The organism is Candidatus Paceibacterota bacterium (genome assembly GCA_028714275.1).
In the GTDB taxonomy this organism is placed as follows: Bacteria; Patescibacteriota; Minisyncoccia; order Phycocordibacterales; family CAINVO01; genus CAINVO01.
The window spans coordinates 1-16,650 of the sequence record JAQTMP010000013.1 but is presented as its reverse complement, the minus strand read 5'-3'; the positions used below and the strand labels follow the sequence as shown (position 1 = coordinate 16,650).

At 46.3% G+C, this 16,650-nt stretch carries 22 protein-coding genes and 1 tRNA gene; 16 read left to right on the top strand and 7 right to left on the bottom strand.

The window, feature by feature from the left end:
• The 11 genes from PHF79_01895 to PHF79_01845 form a co-directional block, all read left to right on the top strand.
• Positions 1 to 294: penicillin-binding transpeptidase domain-containing protein (locus PHF79_01895; GenBank protein ID MDD5318554.1), on the top strand; the 294-nt coding region annotated here is incomplete at its 5' end.
• An 82-nt stretch (positions 295 to 376) separates the two neighbouring features.
• Positions 377 to 841, top strand: coding sequence for a transcription elongation factor GreA (greA, locus tag PHF79_01890; GenBank protein ID MDD5318553.1), 465 nt, complete (start codon positions 377 to 379; stop codon positions 839 to 841).
• Between the two features lie 76 nt (positions 842 to 917).
• Positions 918 to 2,417 carry a lysine--tRNA ligase gene (gene lysS / locus PHF79_01885; protein MDD5318552.1) on the top strand — a complete coding sequence of 500 codons (1,500 nt, stop codon included), beginning with the start codon at positions 918 to 920 and terminating at the stop codon, positions 2,415 to 2,417.
• Between the two features lie 58 nt (positions 2,418 to 2,475).
• A complete protein-coding gene (locus PHF79_01880) occupies positions 2,476 to 2,964 on the top strand; it encodes a hypothetical protein (GenBank protein MDD5318551.1) in 489 nt (162 codons plus the stop codon).
• Between the two features lie 163 nt (positions 2,965 to 3,127).
• Complete coding sequence (mraZ, locus tag PHF79_01875) at positions 3,128 to 3,562, top strand: division/cell wall cluster transcriptional repressor MraZ (GenBank protein ID MDD5318550.1); 435 nt, start codon at positions 3,128 to 3,130, stop codon at positions 3,560 to 3,562.
• On the top strand, positions 3,522 to 4,532 hold the full coding sequence (rsmH, locus tag PHF79_01870) for a 16S rRNA (cytosine(1402)-N(4))-methyltransferase RsmH (GenBank protein MDD5318549.1): 1,011 nt from the start codon (positions 3,522 to 3,524) through the stop codon (positions 4,530 to 4,532). Before mraZ ends, rsmH begins: the two co-directional genes overlap by 41 nt.
• 28 nt (positions 4,533 to 4,560) lie before the next feature.
• Positions 4,561 to 4,890: a hypothetical protein gene (locus tag PHF79_01865; protein ID MDD5318548.1), complete on the top strand. Its 330-nt coding sequence runs from the start codon at positions 4,561 to 4,563 to the stop codon at positions 4,888 to 4,890.
• A gap of 40 nt (positions 4,891 to 4,930) precedes the next feature.
• Positions 4,931 to 6,688 (top strand): penicillin-binding protein 2, encoded by a 1,758-nt coding sequence (locus tag PHF79_01860; protein ID MDD5318547.1) that lies wholly within the window; start codon positions 4,931 to 4,933, stop codon positions 6,686 to 6,688.
• 143 nt (positions 6,689 to 6,831) lie between these two features.
• Positions 6,832 to 6,903, top strand: a tRNA-Glu gene (locus PHF79_01855).
• 37 nt (positions 6,904 to 6,940) lie between these two features.
• Complete coding sequence (locus tag PHF79_01850) at positions 6,941 to 7,291, top strand: DoxX family protein (protein MDD5318546.1); 351 nt, start codon at positions 6,941 to 6,943, stop codon at positions 7,289 to 7,291.
• 69 nt (positions 7,292 to 7,360) lie between these two features.
• Positions 7,361 to 7,891, top strand: coding sequence for a hypothetical protein (locus PHF79_01845; protein ID MDD5318545.1), 531 nt, complete (start codon positions 7,361 to 7,363; stop codon positions 7,889 to 7,891).
• Between the two features lie 33 nt (positions 7,892 to 7,924).
• On the opposite strand, the gene PHF79_01840 is transcribed toward PHF79_01845, so the two are convergent.
• Positions 7,925 to 8,977, bottom strand: coding sequence for a hypothetical protein (locus PHF79_01840; protein MDD5318544.1), 1,053 nt, complete (start codon positions 8,975 to 8,977; stop codon positions 7,925 to 7,927).
• A gap of 103 nt (positions 8,978 to 9,080) precedes the next feature.
• Between PHF79_01840 and PHF79_01835 the strand changes: the two genes are divergently transcribed.
• Positions 9,081 to 9,464: a DoxX family membrane protein gene (locus PHF79_01835; protein ID MDD5318543.1), complete on the top strand. Its 384-nt coding sequence runs from the start codon at positions 9,081 to 9,083 to the stop codon at positions 9,462 to 9,464.
• Here PHF79_01835 and PHF79_01830 read toward each other — a convergent pair.
• Entirely contained in the window at positions 9,453 to 10,193 is a 741-nt protein-coding gene (locus tag PHF79_01830) for an ABC transporter ATP-binding protein (protein ID MDD5318542.1), read from the bottom strand. The two genes, PHF79_01835 and PHF79_01830, sit on opposite strands and share 12 nt — an antisense overlap.
• 3 nt (positions 10,194 to 10,196) lie before the next feature.
• Positions 10,197 to 11,039, bottom strand: coding sequence for an ABC transporter permease subunit (locus PHF79_01825; GenBank protein ID MDD5318541.1), 843 nt, complete (start codon positions 11,037 to 11,039; stop codon positions 10,197 to 10,199).
• Positions 11,040 to 11,195: 156 nt separating this feature from the next.
• Here PHF79_01825 and PHF79_01820 point away from each other — a divergent pair, with 156 nt between their 5' ends.
• Both PHF79_01820 and PHF79_01815 read left to right on the top strand, forming a co-directional pair.
• Positions 11,196 to 11,438, top strand: coding sequence for a hypothetical protein (locus PHF79_01820; GenBank protein ID MDD5318540.1), 243 nt, complete (start codon positions 11,196 to 11,198; stop codon positions 11,436 to 11,438).
• A gap of 331 nt (positions 11,439 to 11,769) precedes the next feature.
• Positions 11,770 to 12,645, top strand: coding sequence for a hypothetical protein (locus tag PHF79_01815; protein MDD5318539.1), 876 nt, complete (start codon positions 11,770 to 11,772; stop codon positions 12,643 to 12,645).
• Between the two features lie 77 nt (positions 12,646 to 12,722).
• Here PHF79_01815 and PHF79_01810 read toward each other — a convergent pair whose 3' ends face one another.
• Both PHF79_01810 and PHF79_01805 read right to left on the bottom strand, forming a co-directional pair.
• Complete coding sequence (locus tag PHF79_01810; GenBank protein ID MDD5318538.1) at positions 12,723 to 13,043, bottom strand: hypothetical protein; 321 nt, start codon at positions 13,041 to 13,043, stop codon at positions 12,723 to 12,725.
• Between the two features lie 15 nt (positions 13,044 to 13,058).
• Positions 13,059 to 13,514 carry a GatB/YqeY domain-containing protein gene (locus tag PHF79_01805; GenBank protein MDD5318537.1) on the bottom strand — a complete coding sequence of 152 codons (456 nt, stop codon included), beginning with the start codon at positions 13,512 to 13,514 and terminating at the stop codon, positions 13,059 to 13,061.
• Between the two features lie 83 nt (positions 13,515 to 13,597).
• Between PHF79_01805 and PHF79_01800 the strand changes: the two genes are divergently transcribed.
• Together PHF79_01800 and rplU are read left to right on the top strand one after the other, a co-directional pair.
• The gene (locus PHF79_01800; protein ID MDD5318536.1) at positions 13,598 to 14,716 is read left to right on the top strand and encodes a DNA recombination protein RmuC; all 1,119 of its coding nucleotides are present in this window, start codon (positions 13,598 to 13,600) and stop codon (positions 14,714 to 14,716) included.
• A gap of 69 nt (positions 14,717 to 14,785) precedes the next feature.
• Complete coding sequence (gene rplU, locus PHF79_01795) at positions 14,786 to 15,103, top strand: 50S ribosomal protein L21 (protein MDD5318535.1); 318 nt, start codon at positions 14,786 to 14,788, stop codon at positions 15,101 to 15,103.
• A 42-nt stretch (positions 15,104 to 15,145) separates the two neighbouring features.
• On the opposite strand, the gene PHF79_01790 is transcribed toward rplU, so the two are convergent.
• Positions 15,146 to 15,772 carry a toprim domain-containing protein gene (locus PHF79_01790; GenBank protein MDD5318534.1) on the bottom strand — a complete coding sequence of 209 codons (627 nt, stop codon included), beginning with the start codon at positions 15,770 to 15,772 and terminating at the stop codon, positions 15,146 to 15,148.
• A 6-nt stretch (positions 15,773 to 15,778) separates the two neighbouring features.
• Positions 15,779 to 16,650 (bottom strand): replicative DNA helicase (locus tag PHF79_01785; protein ID MDD5318533.1); only part of this gene is annotated, 872 nt, incomplete at its 5' end.

Sequence of the window (16,650 nt, the reverse complement as noted above, 5' to 3'; positions counted from 1 at the left end):
GCTTACTATCAGGATGTACGAGATGGTATGAGGCTGGGAGTCACAGCTGGCACAGTACAAGGCCTCTCAATGCCTCAGGTGGCTATTGCCGCCAAGACTGGTACCGCCGAGCAAGGCACTCAAAAACAGTACGTCAACTCCTGGGTGACGGGTTTTTATCCTTACCAGAGCCCAGATTATGCTTTTGTGCTTTTGCTTGAGCATGGCCCGGCTCACTACGCTTCCGGCGCCCCAGCTACCATGAGGACAGTCATGGAATGGATGAGCGTCAACACGCCTGAGTATCTAAAATAGAGCCCTCAATTTTAGGGTTGTAAAAATTTGACTTTGAAGCCCTAAAAGAGTAGAATGCCGTCTTAATATACCACCTAAAAACATGGATAAAAAAGAATATTTAACTAAAGAAAAATACGAAGAACTCAAGCAAGAGCTTGATGTTCTGAAAAAAGTCAAACGTAAAGAAGTGGCGGACACTCTAGAGTTTGCTAAGTCTTTGGGCGATCTATCCGAAAATGCCGAATATCACGAGGCACGTGAAGAACAAGCCGCTGTCGAGGACCGTATTTCTACTCTAGAATCAGTCTTGAGTTCTGCAGAAATTGTTGCTCCTCACCATAGCACCGCTGTAGAAGTGGGGGCTACCGTGCATGTCAAAAAAGCTGGAGACAAGACAGAAAAGATTTTCAAGCTTGTCGGCTCAGAGGAAGCAGACATGACTACCGGAAAAGTTTCTTTCCGTTCTCCCATCGGTCTCGCCATGATCAATAAAAAGAAAGGCGAGGATTTTGTCGTCAAAACTCCAACAGGGGAGGTCAAATACACAGTCGTGTCTATTGAGTAGTCTCAACTCCCAAATATCCGTTAAAGTAAAATAGCCCTTTCTTGGGGCTATTTTTTAGTGTAATATATAGGACATTATGTCTTCAAACAAAGAAGTGCGTCAGGTCCGCTTGGAAAAACTGGAAAAAATAAAAGCCAGAGGAGTCAATCCATACCCAGCTAAAACCGACAGACAGTTTTCTCTTGCCGATATTTCTGGCGTCGATATTTTTGAAAAATTCTCAGCTGAAAAAAAATCAGTCACTTTGGCCGGTCGGGTGATGTCTCTCCGTCCTCAAGGGGCCCTGATTTTTTTGCACATCTATGATGGGACCGCAAAATTTCAAGGACTTTTGAAAAAAGACGATGTAGTCAAAAATGATTTTGATTTTTTTAATGAAGTAGTAGACATCGGAGATTTTGTCGAGCTGACGGGGACTCTTTTTACTACCAAGCGAGGAGAAAAAACCCTCGAGGTCACGTCCTGGAAAATGCTTTCCAAAAGTCTGCGAGATTTACCCGAAAAATGGCACGGTATTCAGGACCCAGACGCCCGGCTCCGAAGACGTTATCTAGATATTCTTTTCAACGAAGATGTCCGCGAGCTTTTCGTCAAGAAATCCCTTTTTTGGAACGCGGTCCGGACTTTTTTACAGAAAGAAGGATTCTTGGAAGTAGAAACGCCAGTGCTTGAGACGACCACAGGAGGAGCTGACGCAAGGCCTTTTGCCACCCACCACAATGCTTTGGACATTGATGTTTTTTTGAGAATTTCCTGCGGAGAACTTTGGCAGAAACAGTTGATGGTGGCTGGCTATCCAAAAGTTTTCGAAATTGGGCGTATTTTTCGCAATGAAGGCATGTCCGCCGAGCATGCTCAAGACTATACTCAGCTTGAGTGGTATTGGGCCTACGCTGATGCTGAAAAGGGGATGGAGCTCACAGAGCGTCTCTACAAATACGTGGCTCAGGAGACTTTCGGTACCCTTATCTTTACAATCGGAGAGCATCAAATAGATTTGGGTCAAAAATGGGAACGTTATGACTACACCGAGACAATAAAAAAGATGACGGGTATTGATATCAAAATTATCGATCTTGCTGCGATTGAAAAAAAATTACATGAGCTAAAAGTAACCTATGATAAAAAAGGCTGGAATAAATCCCGTGCCATTGACTCACTTTGGAAATATTGCCGCAAAAATATTCCAGGCCCAGGTTTTCTTGTGGGTGTGCCTAAAGAAATTTCGCCCCTGGCTAAAACTTCAGAGACTGACCCCACAGTGGTGGAGCGTTTTCAACCTCTCATTGCTGGCAGCGAGCTAGGCAATGGCTATAGCGAGCTCAATGATCCAATCGATCAGGCGGAGCGTTTTGAAGCTCAATCAAAACTGCGCGAAGCAGGGGATGATGAAGCCCAAATGTTTGCCCATGAGTTTGTCGAAGCCCTTGAGTACGGTATGCCGCCTACTTGTGGCTTTGGTATGAGCGAACGCGTTTTTGCCTTTCTAGCCAACACCTCTATTCGTGAGGCTCAGATTTTTCCTTTGATGAAACCCCGCCAGGGTGGTGGGGCCGCTGATATTGACGAGGAATAGCGCTGGATCGTGGACTTTTTTCCAAAATGGAGTAGTATCCATTGCAGAAAAAAGACACATGAAAGAACAAAAAATTCTGTCCAGAAGCAAAAGCCTCTCTGAGAGAAACCTGACCATCCGGACCGGTTTCATTGGCTTGATCGCCAGGTTTGATTTGCAAAGTGCAAAAGGCTTTATCCGGCAGGTCGGCCATAGCGGGGAGATGTTTGGAAGTCTCTATGCGTTTAATGGCCAAAAAGTCTGTCCCATTGTCCAAGCTGATCCGCACCCTCTGATGGATGTGGATGACCAGCTTTCGGTCACCAGGATTGACCTTGCCAGTCGCATCGTCTTTGTCCTGGCTCACACTGTCAGATTTGTCCCTGATGGACGAAAGGGAAAATTTATCCCAATCCATTCGTGCGTTGAGTACTGGGGATTTGAAAACGAGTACACCCGTGCCGCTATCAAAGCTGGAAATTTTCTGCCTCCAGTTCCTCAGCTTTTGATTCGTGGCCACAGGGCCAGTTATATCGACAAGACTTCCTTGCCGAAAGACCTGCAGTAGTAGAGTGGCATTCGGTAAAAAGCCTAAAAAGCTAAATAAAAAAACAACGCCTCCCGGCCATCGGGAGGCGTTTTTGATGTGGATAACTTTGTTGTGCAATGGTATCTAGTGGTATAGAATGTAGCTAAGTGGGAAGAAGTGGGAAATCATCATTTTTATTTATATGCTCATCGGCGAACACACACACAATATCGACGAAAAAAAGCGCATTTCGCTACCTTCGAAATTTCGCAAAGAGCTTGGAAAAAAAGTGGTGGTGACCCACGGGTTGGACAATTGTCTCTTCCTGTATCCGCTAAAAGAATGGAGCAAAGTAGCTGAAAAGCTCGGAGCTCTCTCGATGGGTCAAGCGAATACACGAGGGTTCAATCGGTTTATGTTGGCGAGTGCGACGGAGCTTGATGTGGACACAGTCGGCCGCATCTTGGTGCCGGATCATCTCAAAGTTTTTGCTGGTCTAGACGGGAAAGTAGTTTTTGCAGGCATGCACAGCCGCGTGGAAATCTGGAATGACTCCGCATGGCAGGCATACAAGGGTCGCGTGATGAAGCAGGCCGATGAGCTGGCTGAAAAGCTCGGTGAGATTGGCGTCATCTAGCATGAGTGAAGAAAAACTAGACCAAGCAAGCAATCAGCCAGGCCACATTTCAGTTCTTTTACAAGAAATAATAGACGGGCTCGCAATCACCACCGGAGACATCCTTGTGGACTGCACTCTTGGAGGAGCGGGGCACAGTGAAGCCCTCCTAGCCGATGCAGCCAAGAGGGAGCAATCAAGTCTAGTCCTTGTCGGATTGGATGCCGATCCGCTAGCTATCGAGAGAAGCGAAGAAAAATTGAGAAAGTTTGAAAAGAAATTCAACGGAAAAAAATCCGATCTCAAAATTTTTCTCAAGCAATCAAACTTTCGCCACTTGGCGGAAGTGCTCGATCAACTGGAAATCAAGCATGTCAACAAGATCTTGATGGATCTTGGGCTGAGCTCTTTCCAGCTCGATCAATCGGGCAGGGGATTTAGCTTTCGCTACAACGAACCGCTCGATATGACTTTTGACAAAGGCACATTAGCGCATTTTAACGCGAGGGATATTGTCAACGATTGGGATGAAGAAAACATCGCTGACGTCATCTACGCTTACGGAGAAGAAAGATTTGCCCGAAGGATAGCCAGGAAAATCGTTGAGGCACGGCAGCTAAAGTCTATCGAAACGACAGACGAGCTTGTTGAGATCATCAAGCAATCAGTGCCGACTTGGTATGCCAAAGGGAAAGGCCATCCCGCCACCAAGACATTTCAGGCTCTCCGTATCGCCGTCAATGATGAGCTCAGAGCTTTGACCCAAGCTCTTGAAGCAATCATCAGTCGCCTCGCTCCCGATGGCCGCCTCGCTATTATTTCATTTCACAGCCTTGAGGATCGTATCGTCAAGCAAGCCTTTCGAAAATGGAAGGCTGAGGAAAAGGGGATTTTGGTAAACAAAAAGCCAATTGTGCCGTCCCGAGCAGAAATCCTCTCAAATCCTCGAGCTCGGAGTGCCAAACTCCGCATTTTTGAAAAAAAAGAGTAAAAACAAATTTAATCATTAACCAAAATATATGAACCAAACAGCCACATTACAAGTCGCCAGTCTCCGCCTCAACATGGCCAGTGTTGTCTGGTCTCTTTTTGCGCTATTCATAGTGCTAGTGGCCATGTATGGTATTTTGGTCCGTCAGACAGTCTTTAATGTTGTGGCTCGCCAGCAGGCAGAAAATAAAGTAGCTGATCTCGGCTCCGCTACTAGCGATCTTGAATACCAATATATCTCGGCCAAAAATGCCATCACTCTGGATGTAGCTTACGCGCATGGTTTCAAGGATGTGACCAATCCAACCTTCATCAACCGGACTACCTTGGGCAAAGCTTCAAGTAAATCAGTAGAATAAAATAGATTAAAATATTTTTTCTGTGTTAAAATATTAAGTAATGAAAAATGCCGCTTTCCGCATCAGAATTATTTCTGTTTTTATTCTGCTAGCGGCATTTGTTTTGGTGGCCAAGCTCTATGATTTGCAGATAGTCAACGGCTCGGCGTATGCAGATCGAGCCAATAGGCAGTACGTCAGACCATCTCAGGGGGTTTTTGATCGCGGCTCAATCTTTTTTACGGACAAGGATGGGCACCAGATCTCGGCAGCCACTCTCAAGGCTGGTTTTATTTTGGCTATCAACCCAAAGCAGCTTTCCACTAGTGCTATGTATGGGGCAACTAGCTCTGTCGGTACGGTGGGCCTTTTTCAAACCCTTTCAAAAACGTTCGGCACCAGCACATCCTTGGATGAGGCCAACTTTTTAAATCACGCGGCTAAAACCAACGATACTTATGAAGAAGTAGCCAAGCACATAGATACCGACCATGGGCAAGCTATTCAGGATTTGAAAATTCCCGGGGTCAATCTCTATCAAGACAAGTGGCGGTATTATCCAGGCAACTCTCTGGCGGCTCAGACTCTCGGACTGGTCGGCTTTCAAGGCACAAGCACAAGTATGTCTGGACGCTACGGTCTTGAGAGATATTATGACAGCACTCTCAGTCGCAATGATGACAATCTGTACGTCAACTTTTTTGCGGAAATTTTTTCAGACATTCACAAAGCTGTCTCTCCTAATCAATCCCTTGAGGGAGATATTGTCACGACCATCGAGCCGACCACAGAGGCTTACCTCGAGAGCTTGCTAGTAAAAGTAAATAAACAATACAGCTCGCAAAGTACGGGTGGCATTATTATGAATCCAAAGACGGGAGAAATATATGCCATGGGTCTGTATCCTACATATGACCCCAATGATCTTTCTGGGCAAGCAGATCCAGCTATTTTTAGTAATGACCTTGTTGAAAATGTGCATGAGATGGGCTCGATCATCAAGCCGTTGACCATGGCGGCCGGTATTGATGTGGGGGCAGTTTCTGCCAGCACTACCTACAACGACACTGGCTCTATTACGGTCAACAACAAAGTCATCTCAAACTTTGATAAAAAAGCCCGAGGGATCACTACTTTGCAGCAAGCTATGGGGCAATCTCTAAACGTCGGTTTTGCTTTCGTGGCCAAAAAAATAGGCAACAAGACGTTGTCGGATTATTTTTATAAATTTGGGCTTGGCCAAAAGACGGGGATTGATTTGCCAAACGAAGCGGCCAACTTGGTCAAGACCAGCCTTGATAGTCCGCGCGATATCGAGCACGTTACGGCTTCTTTCGGACAAGGTATTGCCATGACGCCGATCACTACTGTGCGGGCACTTTCAGCCTTGGCCAACGGCGGCTATCTGGTCACGCCGCATATTGTAGATAAAATAAATTATAAACTCGGATATTCAAAAAATATCAACCCGGCGAGTGGGCCTCAAGTGATCAAGCCCCAGACCGCTGAGGACGTGACACGCATGCTCGTCACCGACGTAGATACGATTTTAAAAAATGGCCAAGGTAAAAATCCACATTATAGTGTAGCGGCCAAGACCGGTACCGCCCAAGTACCAGCCCCTGGAGGTGGGTATTATCCAGATCGCTACCTCCACTCATTTTTTGGCTATTTACCGGCGTATGATCCAAAGTTTATTATTTTCCTCTATACGGTGTATCCAAAAGGGGTGCAGTATTCTTCCGAGACTTTGACGGATCCATTTTTGGATATGACGAAGTTTCTCATAAATTACTACCAGTTGCCGCCAGACCGCTAGCTGGGCTTTCTCACTAAAGCGCTCGAGGACTCGCTAACCCGTTCGAAAGCCCAGCTAGCGGTCTGGATGCAGCGACTGGTAGTAAGCTTTATTTTTGTTGAGAAATATGTAAAACTGCTTACGCAGTCTTTTTGGTAATTTTCGGCCCTATCGTCTATCGGCTAGGACGGAGCCTTCTCAAGGCTCAAAGCGCGGTTCGATTCCGCGTAGGGTCACCCTTGTCCAAGGTTCTATCTTTGCTATAATTTTTACATGACAAACCAAACCAAAAAACAAAAAGTAATTTACTATATTTTACTTGTGCTTGTGAGTGCTATTTTTCTAGTGAGCGCATACGCCAAGCTGACAGGTAATGCTAGCGCGGAAGCCGCTTTTACGGTCGCTCATTTGCCAATCTGGTTTATGTATTTTATTGGGGTGGCTGAGCTTTGTGGCGCTGTTGGTCTCTGGATTCGTTCGCTCCAGATTTATGCCGCTAGCGGGCTTTTTATTATTCTCGCGGGGGCTGTCGTGGTCACGGCTATCTACGTCAGCGTGCCGGAGGCTCTTTTTCCGTTAGGGACAGCGATAGCTTTGGGTATCATCTTGAAATGCAGAGGTTGATTTGACCATACACAGAAAACGTGATATAAATCGAAACAGAAAATCGAAAAACCAAAAGAAAGGTTTTAAATGAAAAAACTGTACAGGAAAGTGAAGTTGGTCTTTATCCTTTCCCTCTGCGCTGCTCTTGGCATCGTCATCTTCAAACACTTCGCGCCAGGCCTTTTCCAAAAAGAGTCGGGGTCGGAAGTTTCGTTGTGGACTCTCATCCCGGCTCTGATCGAGGTGGAGTCTGGAGGTGACGACTCGAAAGTTGGGGACAGGGGTATGAAGAACAAGGCCTACGGCTGTCTGCAAATCCGGCAGCCGTGCATGAACGACGTCAATCGGTCGTGGCGCCAGCATCACAAGGCTGAGGAATGCCTCAACGACCGAGAGCTGTCTGTGAATGCCTGCCAACAGTACCTCTGCAATTATGGTCGCAAGGAGCGTCTGGGGCATGAGCCCACCATGCAGGACCTGGCTCGGATCTGGAACGGTGGCCCCGACGGCTGGAAAAATCCCAAGACAGAGTGGTATTGGGAAAAAGTCCAGCAGGCCATCCAGGCCCAGCAGCAGCAAAAGGCTAATATAAAAAGGCGTCATCCCGTGACAGGATGACGCCTTTTGTTTTTTTGATTTTCACCCTGGCCCTTATTTGGGCTTCGTGAGGTGAGGCCTCACGACCAAGTTTCCAACCCCAAGGTTGAAAAAGATTTCCCAGCTCGAGGCCCAATTGCCCCAGAACTCCGTTTCAGACATGGTTTCGGATGTAAATCCGTAACAGCGCCGACCACCGACATTGCCGACTCTGAGCTCATGGACGCCAGCCCCTTTCTTTCTCTTGCCGCCATACTGATCGTGGCAATTGATGATGGCTCTGTCTGAAAAGATCTCAATCCAGAAGATTGCGCCGTCAGGCAGGCTTTTGATGGTTTTCAAAACTTCCGGGTCTGGAGGAGTGAAAACGGCTTCCGGACTTTTTTTGGGTCGCTTTTTTTTGAAACGTTGACCATGAGTCCGGGCACCCTTTTGGATTGGTTTCGGCTTCTCTTTGGCCTTGCTCTTTTTTTTAGGCCCAGGCTTCTTTTTTTCCTTTCTATACATCCTCCTGTCCATTTCATCGGGTGTTTCCAAATCAATCAAGATCCCTGGCACGCTCGGCTTTGAACTTTGATCAATGTTGGCCTCCACATAATAGCTGAATGGAAATGACTCATCCCCATATCTAGCCACCACGAAGACGGGATGATTTTCACCAATAGCCCGCAATGTTTCGATGGTTTTGTCACGCCATTCATGGCAAAACATTTCCACCCAGCCCTCGGCCCTGCTGTACCCTTCGAAGGATCTCACGGCCCTGAGGGCCGACAAGATACTCAAAAACAAGCCGAGAATCGGGGCCGTCGTCTCACCGATATCATGTGGATCGGTGTCTTCAGGCAAATGTGGACTTAGTCTGCCCACGATTTCGCTTGTCCTTCTCGGGTTGTAAAGTCCGACGTATTTCGAGGTGACAGCCACCATTGAACCTTGGCGCAGGTATCTTGTGTGGGGGATGATTTTTTCCCCCATTTTTTTTAAAAGATCGACTTTGGGTACACTTTGAAAGTGCCGTTCTGAGGAGACTGAGTAGAGTGCCCCTTTCTGATCCAGCACGTAAAACATGCTTAGTTGGCTGATGACAGCCATCTTTTTCTTTTCCATAAAACCTTTCTTTTGTCTGCGGCTTATCTTAGGCTCAAAGTGAAAAAAGTCAAACAAGGTGTATAATATTTAATTATCAGTTTTCCTTAATTAAAATAAATATATGCAAATACTCGCTATTGTTGGTCAAGTTATTTTTGGAATTTTCTGGATCAGAAGCGGTATCAATCACTTGGCTCACGTCAATATGCTGACAGGCTACGCAGCTTCAAAGAAAGTGCCTCTGCCAAGGACGAGCATCATAGTGACCGGCCTGCTTTTGTTGGTCGGTGGGGTTGGCTATATATTGGGTCTGTATATCTGGTGGGCTACTCTGGCGTTGATTGTTTTTCTTATCCCAACCACTTTTATGATGCACAATTTTTGGACAGCCTCTGATCCACAGGCCAGAGCTTCCGAACAGGTTCATTTCATGAAAAATATGGCTTTGATAGGAGCTCTCCTGATGCTTTGGTCAGCCCCAATGCTAGCCTACTCACTTTTTTAGAAAGGCCGAGCGAATTTTGTTGAATTCAGTCATAAACTCTGTAGTCTGTTCGTGTCTCGGTCGAGAGATGCTTATAGGAAAAATATGTTTGATGGTGTGATCCTGCACCATGATTATTCGGTTGGCCAAAGTAATCGCTTCTTCAATACTGTGGGAAACCATCACGATTGTTTTGCCCGTGTCTTGCCAAATTTTTAATAAATCTTTATGCAATTCTATGGTCGTTTCCGTATCGAGAGCGGAAAAAGGCTCGTCCAATAAAAGGACTTGAGTGTTGACGGCTAGGGCCCTGGCGATGCCGACTCGCTGGCGCTGTCCGCCTGATAGTTCGTGGGGATATTTATAGACAAAATCCCCTAGACCCATGAGCTTGATGTGATTGATGGCTTCGGTCTGGATGGCAAACTTTGTTTTGCGTAGCCCAGACTTGCCGCTTTCATTTTTGAGTTTAGCTTCGATGGCGATCGCTACGTTTTCGAGCACGGTCATCCAGGGAAGTAAGGCTCCATTTTGGAAAACCATGGCAATATCTTGGGGTTTGATGAGAGTGCCACTGGTGGGGGTCTCAATCCCTGCGATTAGATTTAAAATAGTTGACTTACCACTGCCAGAGGCGCCGATAATACAGACAAACTCACCCTTTTTTATTTCAAGGTTAGTCTTGCTGAGAGCGACACTTTCAGTGTCAAACTTTTTATTAATCTCTTTTAAAATAATGATCGGTTCCATTTTTTATTCAAATTTAAATTTCTCAGAATACTGGAGCAGTCTCTGCCATACGACCAGGTTTAAAAGGCCGATAAAAATAATCATCACCACGATGGCGAGCAAAAATATTTCTTGTTGGCCGCTGGCCGAAGTGTGGACCAAAATACTGCCGATGCCAAAAAGATCTTGGTCCGTCGTACCCCCTTGGATATAGGTATGCAGCACTTCGCCTACGATAATGATGTTCCAGCCTTGGGCCCAGGCTAGGAGTGAGCCAGTCACTATGTAGGGGACAATGGAAGGCAGGGTGATCTGGCGAGCGTTTTGCCAGCCCTTGATGTGAAAAACTTGGGCCGCTTGTTTGATGTCGTTTGGAATGACCCGCAGCCCTCCAACGACGCTAAAAACCAGGTTCCACACCATGCTCAAGAAAAAAATAAAGATAGCCGCTCCGTTTAAAAAATGTGAATGAACAAAAACTAAAATAATGACTGGAAAAAAAGCTAATACCGGTATGGATTGAATAATATCAAAAAGAGGTAAAAAAATTCTTTCGACTATTTTATTTTTGGTGATAAGGATAGACAAAGGCATGGAGACGATAAGCGCCAAAATATAAGCAATAAAAAGTCGGATAAAAGTAAAAGACAGGGCGAGAAGGGCAGTGTTGACATCGGCGGCCGAAATAGGTCGGCCTGGAAAACCAATAACGTAGACGTAGAGAGCCAAAACACCCACTAGAATACTTAAAGGTACCAGGATAATAGAGTAGAGGCGTTGAAACCAGGATTTTGGGTAGCTAATCCTCATATGGTGATGAGAATGCTGCATGTGACGGTTTTTGGTATTGGCACTATGGTCTGACATACAGGGTAGGTTTATTTAGCCAATTATAGCACTTTTTCGCAGTTGTAGGCTTCTATTGCCTAAATCCAATTTTTATGATATTATCTCGGGCAGACATTGATACCTATTTTTGGTCACGCAGATGTGGCAGGAAATAGGAAATTGAAAACCAAATAAATGAAAAACACACTACTAGTCGTGGCGATTATTTTGATATTGACTGCTCTCAGCGGTCTGTACATTTTTTCGTCACCAAAATTGGAAAACCGTCTCGACGCCGCCGCGGTAAAAGTCAAAGTATCAACGACCCCAGTGGTCGTGGAGCCCGACTCAAAAAGCCCGGCGAAGCAAAAGAAGACAAACTACGGTGGCATCGAGTACGATTTCACCAGCCTGAATAAAATCAAGGCAACTAAATAAGCCAAGCAAAAAAGTAAACAAAACAAAAATTCAGAAACACAGAAAAATTCAGAAAATGAAAAAAATTCAGAAACTCAGTATGGCGGCCTTGGCCGTCTTCACCGCAATCGTCCTGTCCACTGCTTTGGCCGTGGCTCAGGGAACAACCACTTCAACAACCTCAACCCCCGCGACAACGGCCGTGACACCCAGTGCCCCGGCCAATTTTTCGCAAAACGTGGCGAGGGTTTTTCTCGCCAGCGACATCGCGTATTTCCAAGGCAACTTCGGAGATATGCTGACGCCGGCGGATCCACACCAGACATCCGTTTGGGAGTACGGTTCGTTCACGATGAGCCCCGATGGGACCATCACCGAGCTAAACATAAACGGAGAAGAAGACCCTGACGTACCCGTTGCCGGTATCCCTTATCCAAAATCGGGGATCCGGACAAGCTTTTACCTCACCGTAAACGCCTTCGACAAGTACGGCACCTACATCGGGTATGGCTTCTTCACCTCGGACGTCTTGAAAAAGGGCGACCCAATCGTGGTAAAGCTTCAACCAGCCTCGGTGCGTAACACCCTGACGTTCTCAGTGCCAGCGGGAGTCAATCCGAACAACTTAGTCTTGGAAACCACCGACAATGGTGGCGACTGGAACTACAATCCTCGGGACGGCGGGTTCACTTTCTGGAGCGATCCTGTCACAGGGGTTGGCTACAGGATTGTGGACGAAAGCACGGGCATCGTCTATGAAATCGGGGACATTCCGCCTTTTCAACCGACAACGACCTCGAGTAACGACTCACTGGTCAATATCGGTTACGAAGCCGGGGTCGTGGCGGTTACTTTCACTCCGACGCAGGGTTATGTGTACCGTCAGTTTCAACAACTCGACGGCAGTATCACTGATCCATCCACAGGAAAGGAAGTCGTGGCCAAGGTGTACATGACGCGGCTCGGGGGGAATGGCTTGAACATTTACCTTAGTGGCATTAAAGGAACGGTCACCGTGAAGCAGTGGTTACCGGCAGATCAGGGTGACCTGCCGATCATTTCCACAGTTGACACTGCGCCCAATCCATACGATGGCACCTACAACGGCGGTCTCAGTACCCCCAGAGGTTTCGATAAGGTCATCATTGAAGTCACGGGTGAGGTTCAAGACCCCTCCGTAGGATTCAATATTTCCTTCTCGAACTTTGCCGACGGCGGCAGGGGATAGTCGGATCGTCGGCCAGCGCCGACGATGAAAAATCAAAACTAAAATGGCGACCTTTCCCACGGGGGACTGGTCGCCATTTATTTTTGCCCGCCGGTGTCCCCACGCTCCTTTTTCAGAGCCTCCTGTCTTCGGGCCTCTTGGTAGAGAGCCTCCAGACGGTCTTCTGCATCCTCCTGCTTCAGATCATAGCGTTTGCTTCTGATGTCATCTGCTGGTTTTTCAGGGACTGGCTGGCTATGAGGAGGCTGAGGAAAGGGGATGATTTTCGAGGCATTTTCGGCTTCGATTTGTTCCATTTCACCTGGCGCAAGGATCTCGCCTCTGAGCTTTGCCTTTATTTCGGCAAAAAGTCTTCGGCCTTTTTCATGAGGGAGGGGTTTTTCCATAGGGTTCTCCATTGGATTTTATCGTCTTTATCTGAACAGTAATTCTACTACTTCCTTGACATCCGCGCCATCCGCCTTTCCCTTGAGCTCTTTCATGAGGGCACCCATAAAAATGCCCATTTTAGCTGGGTCAGTGATACCCATTTCTGCTTTTTTTGCCGCAGCAATAGTCTGGATTTCTTCTTTACTCATCATTTTTGGCAGGAATTTTTCAAGCACAGCCAGCTCAGCTTTTTCGTCTTCGGCCAGCTCAGGTCGGCCGCCTTTTTCAAATTGTTCTATTGAGTCCTTGCGTTGTTTGACTGCTCGGCGAATGACGTTTAGGGCATCTTCATCAGAAAGCTCTTCTTGAGGAGTCCGTTTGTCAGCCACGAGCTGATTGACAAAAGCAGATGAAAGTCCGCGGAGGACGGTCAAGCGGACGGAGTCTTTGCTTAGCATGGCATCCTTGATCTGGTTTTTAATATCGCTTTGAAGTGACATATTTATTCAATTATTTTTATAAACTAGCTACCTTTTCGATGGCTTCATTTTAGCATACATCTAAATTCTGGTATAATACTGACATGTCCAGTTCACTCGAGCTTATTCTTGGCTTACTCGCTCTGATTTTTATTTTCAATATCGGTGTGTTGGTTTTTTTTATCCGTAAGCAATCAGGTCTAGGTGGTAGCAATAGCCATTTGAATGATGAAAGAAAACAGGCCGAACAGGAGACGGCTTTCCGACTTTTACTCCAGCAAATGCATGAGCTTCAACGCACAGTAGACAGCAAGATGGGGGAATCCTCAAAGATAATGCAGGAATCCATGAAACATCAGGCCAGTGAGTCTTTCAAGGTCGTGCGAGATATCACCGAGCGCTTGACGCGTCTGGACGAGACCAACAAGCAGGTCGTTTCGTTTGCTGACCAGCTTCAGTCTTTGCAAGATATTTTAAAAAATCCAAAACAGCGCGGGATTTTAGGTGAATATTATCTCGAGACCCTTTTGAAAAATGTTTTGCCGCCGGGAAGCTATCAGATGCAGTATCCGCTAGGTCAGGATGAAGCAGGGAAGGATCTCATCCCGGATGCGGTAGTTTTTGTTAAAGATAAAATTATTCCGGTAGACTCCAAGTTCTCACTAGAAAATTATAATCGTATCATTGAAGAAAAAAATCCGATTGAAAAAGAGAAGCTCGAAAAAGTTTTTGTGGCTGACTTGAAAAATCGCATCGCGGAAACCTCAAAATACATCCAGCCAAGTATGGGCACGCTCGATTTCGCTTTTATGTTTATTCCGCATGAGGCTATTTACTATGATTTATTGATCAACAAAATCGGAGCTTTGAAGGACGACACCGAAAGCCTGATCCAAAGAGCAGCTAGCAAATACAAAGTCATCATTGTCTCGCCGACCTCTTTTTTGGCCTATTTGCAGACTGTCATGCAAGGCCTGAAAGCGCTTCAGATCGAGGAGACGGCCAAGGATATTATCAAGAGGGTTGAGGAGCTGGGCAAGCATATCAAGAGCTACGAAGAATATCACAGCAAGCACGGCAAATCCCTCGAAACCACCGTCAATCATTTCAATGCTTCCAATAAAGAATTTAAAAAAGTGGACAAGGATGTCATGCGGATTGCAGGGGTGGCGCCCGGTATTGAAAGTTTAGTTTTGGATAAGCCGGATAGGGAAGAGGAATGAAAAAGATAAAAACTGTTATAGGGCTGGCAAACTTGCCTTTTTTCCGGAAATAAGTACAATAGTAAATCTATGGAATTTGCAGTTATCCAAACAGGCGGCAAACAATACCGTGTCAAAGTGGGCGACACCCTCAAGGTGGAGAAGCTCGATGGCGACTTTACAAAAGGCGATAAAATCGTTTTTGATAAGGTTTTAATGGTGGATAATGGCAAAGACACTACTATCGGTACCCCTACTATCTCAGGGGCTTCTGTGGAGGCTACCTTTGAGTCTCTAGGCCGGGCCAAGAAAATTGACGTCATTAAATACAAGCAAAAGTCTCGCTATTTCAAGAAAAATGGCCATCGCCAGCCTTTTGTAGAAGTAAAGATTTCAGCTATCAAATAAATAAAACTCTCGCCTCGCCCTGCCGCCACAACCTTTTGATGCTTAGCTATTGGAAGACTGACGGTGTTCCAAGGCATTTTTTAGAGTCTCACTATCTGAGTATTCGAGCTCGGTGCCAGTCGACAGTCCACGGCCGAGGGTTGAAACGATGATTGGTGTATTGGCGATGATTGGCTTGAGCAGAGAAGATACATAGTCAGAAGTGTGTTCTCCCTCAGGATTAAAATTGACAGCCAAAATAATTTCTTTTAGCTCGGGTTTTCTTTCAGTGATGGTCTTGATGAGTTCGCTGGCCCGAATTTTGCGATTGGGTTCTTTATCTAAAATAGGCACAGTGCCTCCTAGCACAAAATATTTTCCATTAAAGGAGTGGGATTTTTCAATACTTTCAAGATCAACATCCTTGCAGACAATCATCAATTCTTCGTGAGATCGGTGGGTATCTAGACAAATATCACAGAGGGATGAATTTTCATGTCGTTTGGGAAAAAAGCGAAAGCACGAAGGGCAGACGGTGATACTCCCTTTTAGCTCATTGACGAGAGCTGAAAATTCTTTGAGATAGCCATTGGGGCGGGTAAGCAAGTAATACACAAACCGCTTGGCCTGGCGAGGGCCAATGCCGGGAAATTGACTAAAACGTTCGGTGAGTTCTCTGATGGCATCCATAGTATTCTAGAAAAATTCCGGAGCGTTGGCGCCTTTTTGCTCGAAGTCTCCAAAGTCGCCCTTTTCAATGTTGAGGAAAGTTGATTTTTCGGCATCGAAATACAAGTCTGCCTTGCCAGTCGGACCGTTGCGGTGCTTTTCGATCAAGATTTCAGCCATATTTGGACGATCTGAATCCTCCTTGTATTTATCCTCGCGGTGAATAAACAACACCACGTCAGCATCCTGTTCAATGGAACCGGAGTCGCGAAGGTCGGAGAGTCGAGGCTTGCCGCCGCGCTGCTCTACGGCACGCGAGAGCTGAGACAGAGCCAGCACAGGGACTTCGAGCTCACGAGCGAGCTGCTTCAGCGAGCGGGAAATCTCAGTCACTTGCTGGACTACATTGTCAGAATTGCGAGACTGGGTCGGTACCATGAGCTGTAGGTAGTCGACGATGATAAGTCCAAGTCCTTTTTCACTCTTTAGTCTGCGAGCTACCGAACGCATTTTGAGAATGTTGTTGGCCGGCTGATCGTCGATAAAAATAGGGGCCTTGGAAAGTTTTTCGAGTGACTGATGGATCTTAACGAAATCACTTTCGAGAGTGAGCTTGCCGGTGCGCAGTTTCCAGGCATCGACACGAGACTCGGAAGCAAGCATACGGTCAATGAGCTGCTGAGAAGCCATTTCTAGGGAGAAAATACCGACAGGGATGCCGTGTACAATGGCCGCCTGGCGAGCAATATCCAAGGCAAGAGAAGTTTTACCCATGGAAGGACGAGCGGCTAGGATAATGAGATCCGATTTTTGAAGACCGGCAAGCTTGTCATCCAGAGCCTTAAAACCAGTCGGTACTCCACGCAGACCCTCTTTAGTATTGTGAAGCTTATCAATAC

Coding starts and splice junctions, on each gene's coding strand:
- greA (MDD5318553.1), top strand. CDS start 377: ATGGATAAAAAAGAATATTTAACTAAAGAAAAATACGAAGAACTCAAG.
- lysS (MDD5318552.1), top strand. CDS start 918: ATGTCTTCAAACAAAGAAGTGCGTCAGGTCCGCTTGGAAAAACTGGAA.
- PHF79_01880 (MDD5318551.1), top strand. CDS start 2,476: ATGAAAGAACAAAAAATTCTGTCCAGAAGCAAAAGCCTCTCTGAGAGA.
- mraZ (MDD5318550.1), top strand. CDS start 3,128: ATGCTCATCGGCGAACACACACACAATATCGACGAAAAAAAGCGCATT.
- rsmH (MDD5318549.1), top strand. CDS start 3,522: ATGAGCTGGCTGAAAAGCTCGGTGAGATTGGCGTCATCTAGCATGAGT.
- PHF79_01865 (MDD5318548.1), top strand. CDS start 4,561: ATGAACCAAACAGCCACATTACAAGTCGCCAGTCTCCGCCTCAACATG.
- PHF79_01860 (MDD5318547.1), top strand. CDS start 4,931: ATGAAAAATGCCGCTTTCCGCATCAGAATTATTTCTGTTTTTATTCTG.
- PHF79_01850 (MDD5318546.1), top strand. CDS start 6,941: ATGACAAACCAAACCAAAAAACAAAAAGTAATTTACTATATTTTACTT.
- PHF79_01845 (MDD5318545.1), top strand. CDS start 7,361: ATGAAAAAACTGTACAGGAAAGTGAAGTTGGTCTTTATCCTTTCCCTC.
- PHF79_01840 (MDD5318544.1), bottom strand. CDS start 8,977: ATGGAAAAGAAAAAGATGGCTGTCATCAGCCAACTAAGCATGTTTTAC.
- PHF79_01835 (MDD5318543.1), top strand. CDS start 9,081: ATGCAAATACTCGCTATTGTTGGTCAAGTTATTTTTGGAATTTTCTGG.
- PHF79_01830 (MDD5318542.1), bottom strand. CDS start 10,193: ATGGAACCGATCATTATTTTAAAAGAGATTAATAAAAAGTTTGACACT.
- PHF79_01825 (MDD5318541.1), bottom strand. CDS start 11,039: ATGTCAGACCATAGTGCCAATACCAAAAACCGTCACATGCAGCATTCT.
- PHF79_01820 (MDD5318540.1), top strand. CDS start 11,196: ATGAAAAACACACTACTAGTCGTGGCGATTATTTTGATATTGACTGCT.
- PHF79_01815 (MDD5318539.1), top strand. CDS start 11,770: ATGAGCCCCGATGGGACCATCACCGAGCTAAACATAAACGGAGAAGAA.
- PHF79_01810 (MDD5318538.1), bottom strand. CDS start 13,043: ATGGAGAACCCTATGGAAAAACCCCTCCCTCATGAAAAAGGCCGAAGA.
- PHF79_01805 (MDD5318537.1), bottom strand. CDS start 13,514: ATGTCACTTCAAAGCGATATTAAAAACCAGATCAAGGATGCCATGCTA.
- PHF79_01800 (MDD5318536.1), top strand. CDS start 13,598: ATGTCCAGTTCACTCGAGCTTATTCTTGGCTTACTCGCTCTGATTTTT.
- rplU (MDD5318535.1), top strand. CDS start 14,786: ATGGAATTTGCAGTTATCCAAACAGGCGGCAAACAATACCGTGTCAAA.
- PHF79_01790 (MDD5318534.1), bottom strand. CDS start 15,772: ATGGATGCCATCAGAGAACTCACCGAACGTTTTAGTCAATTTCCCGGC.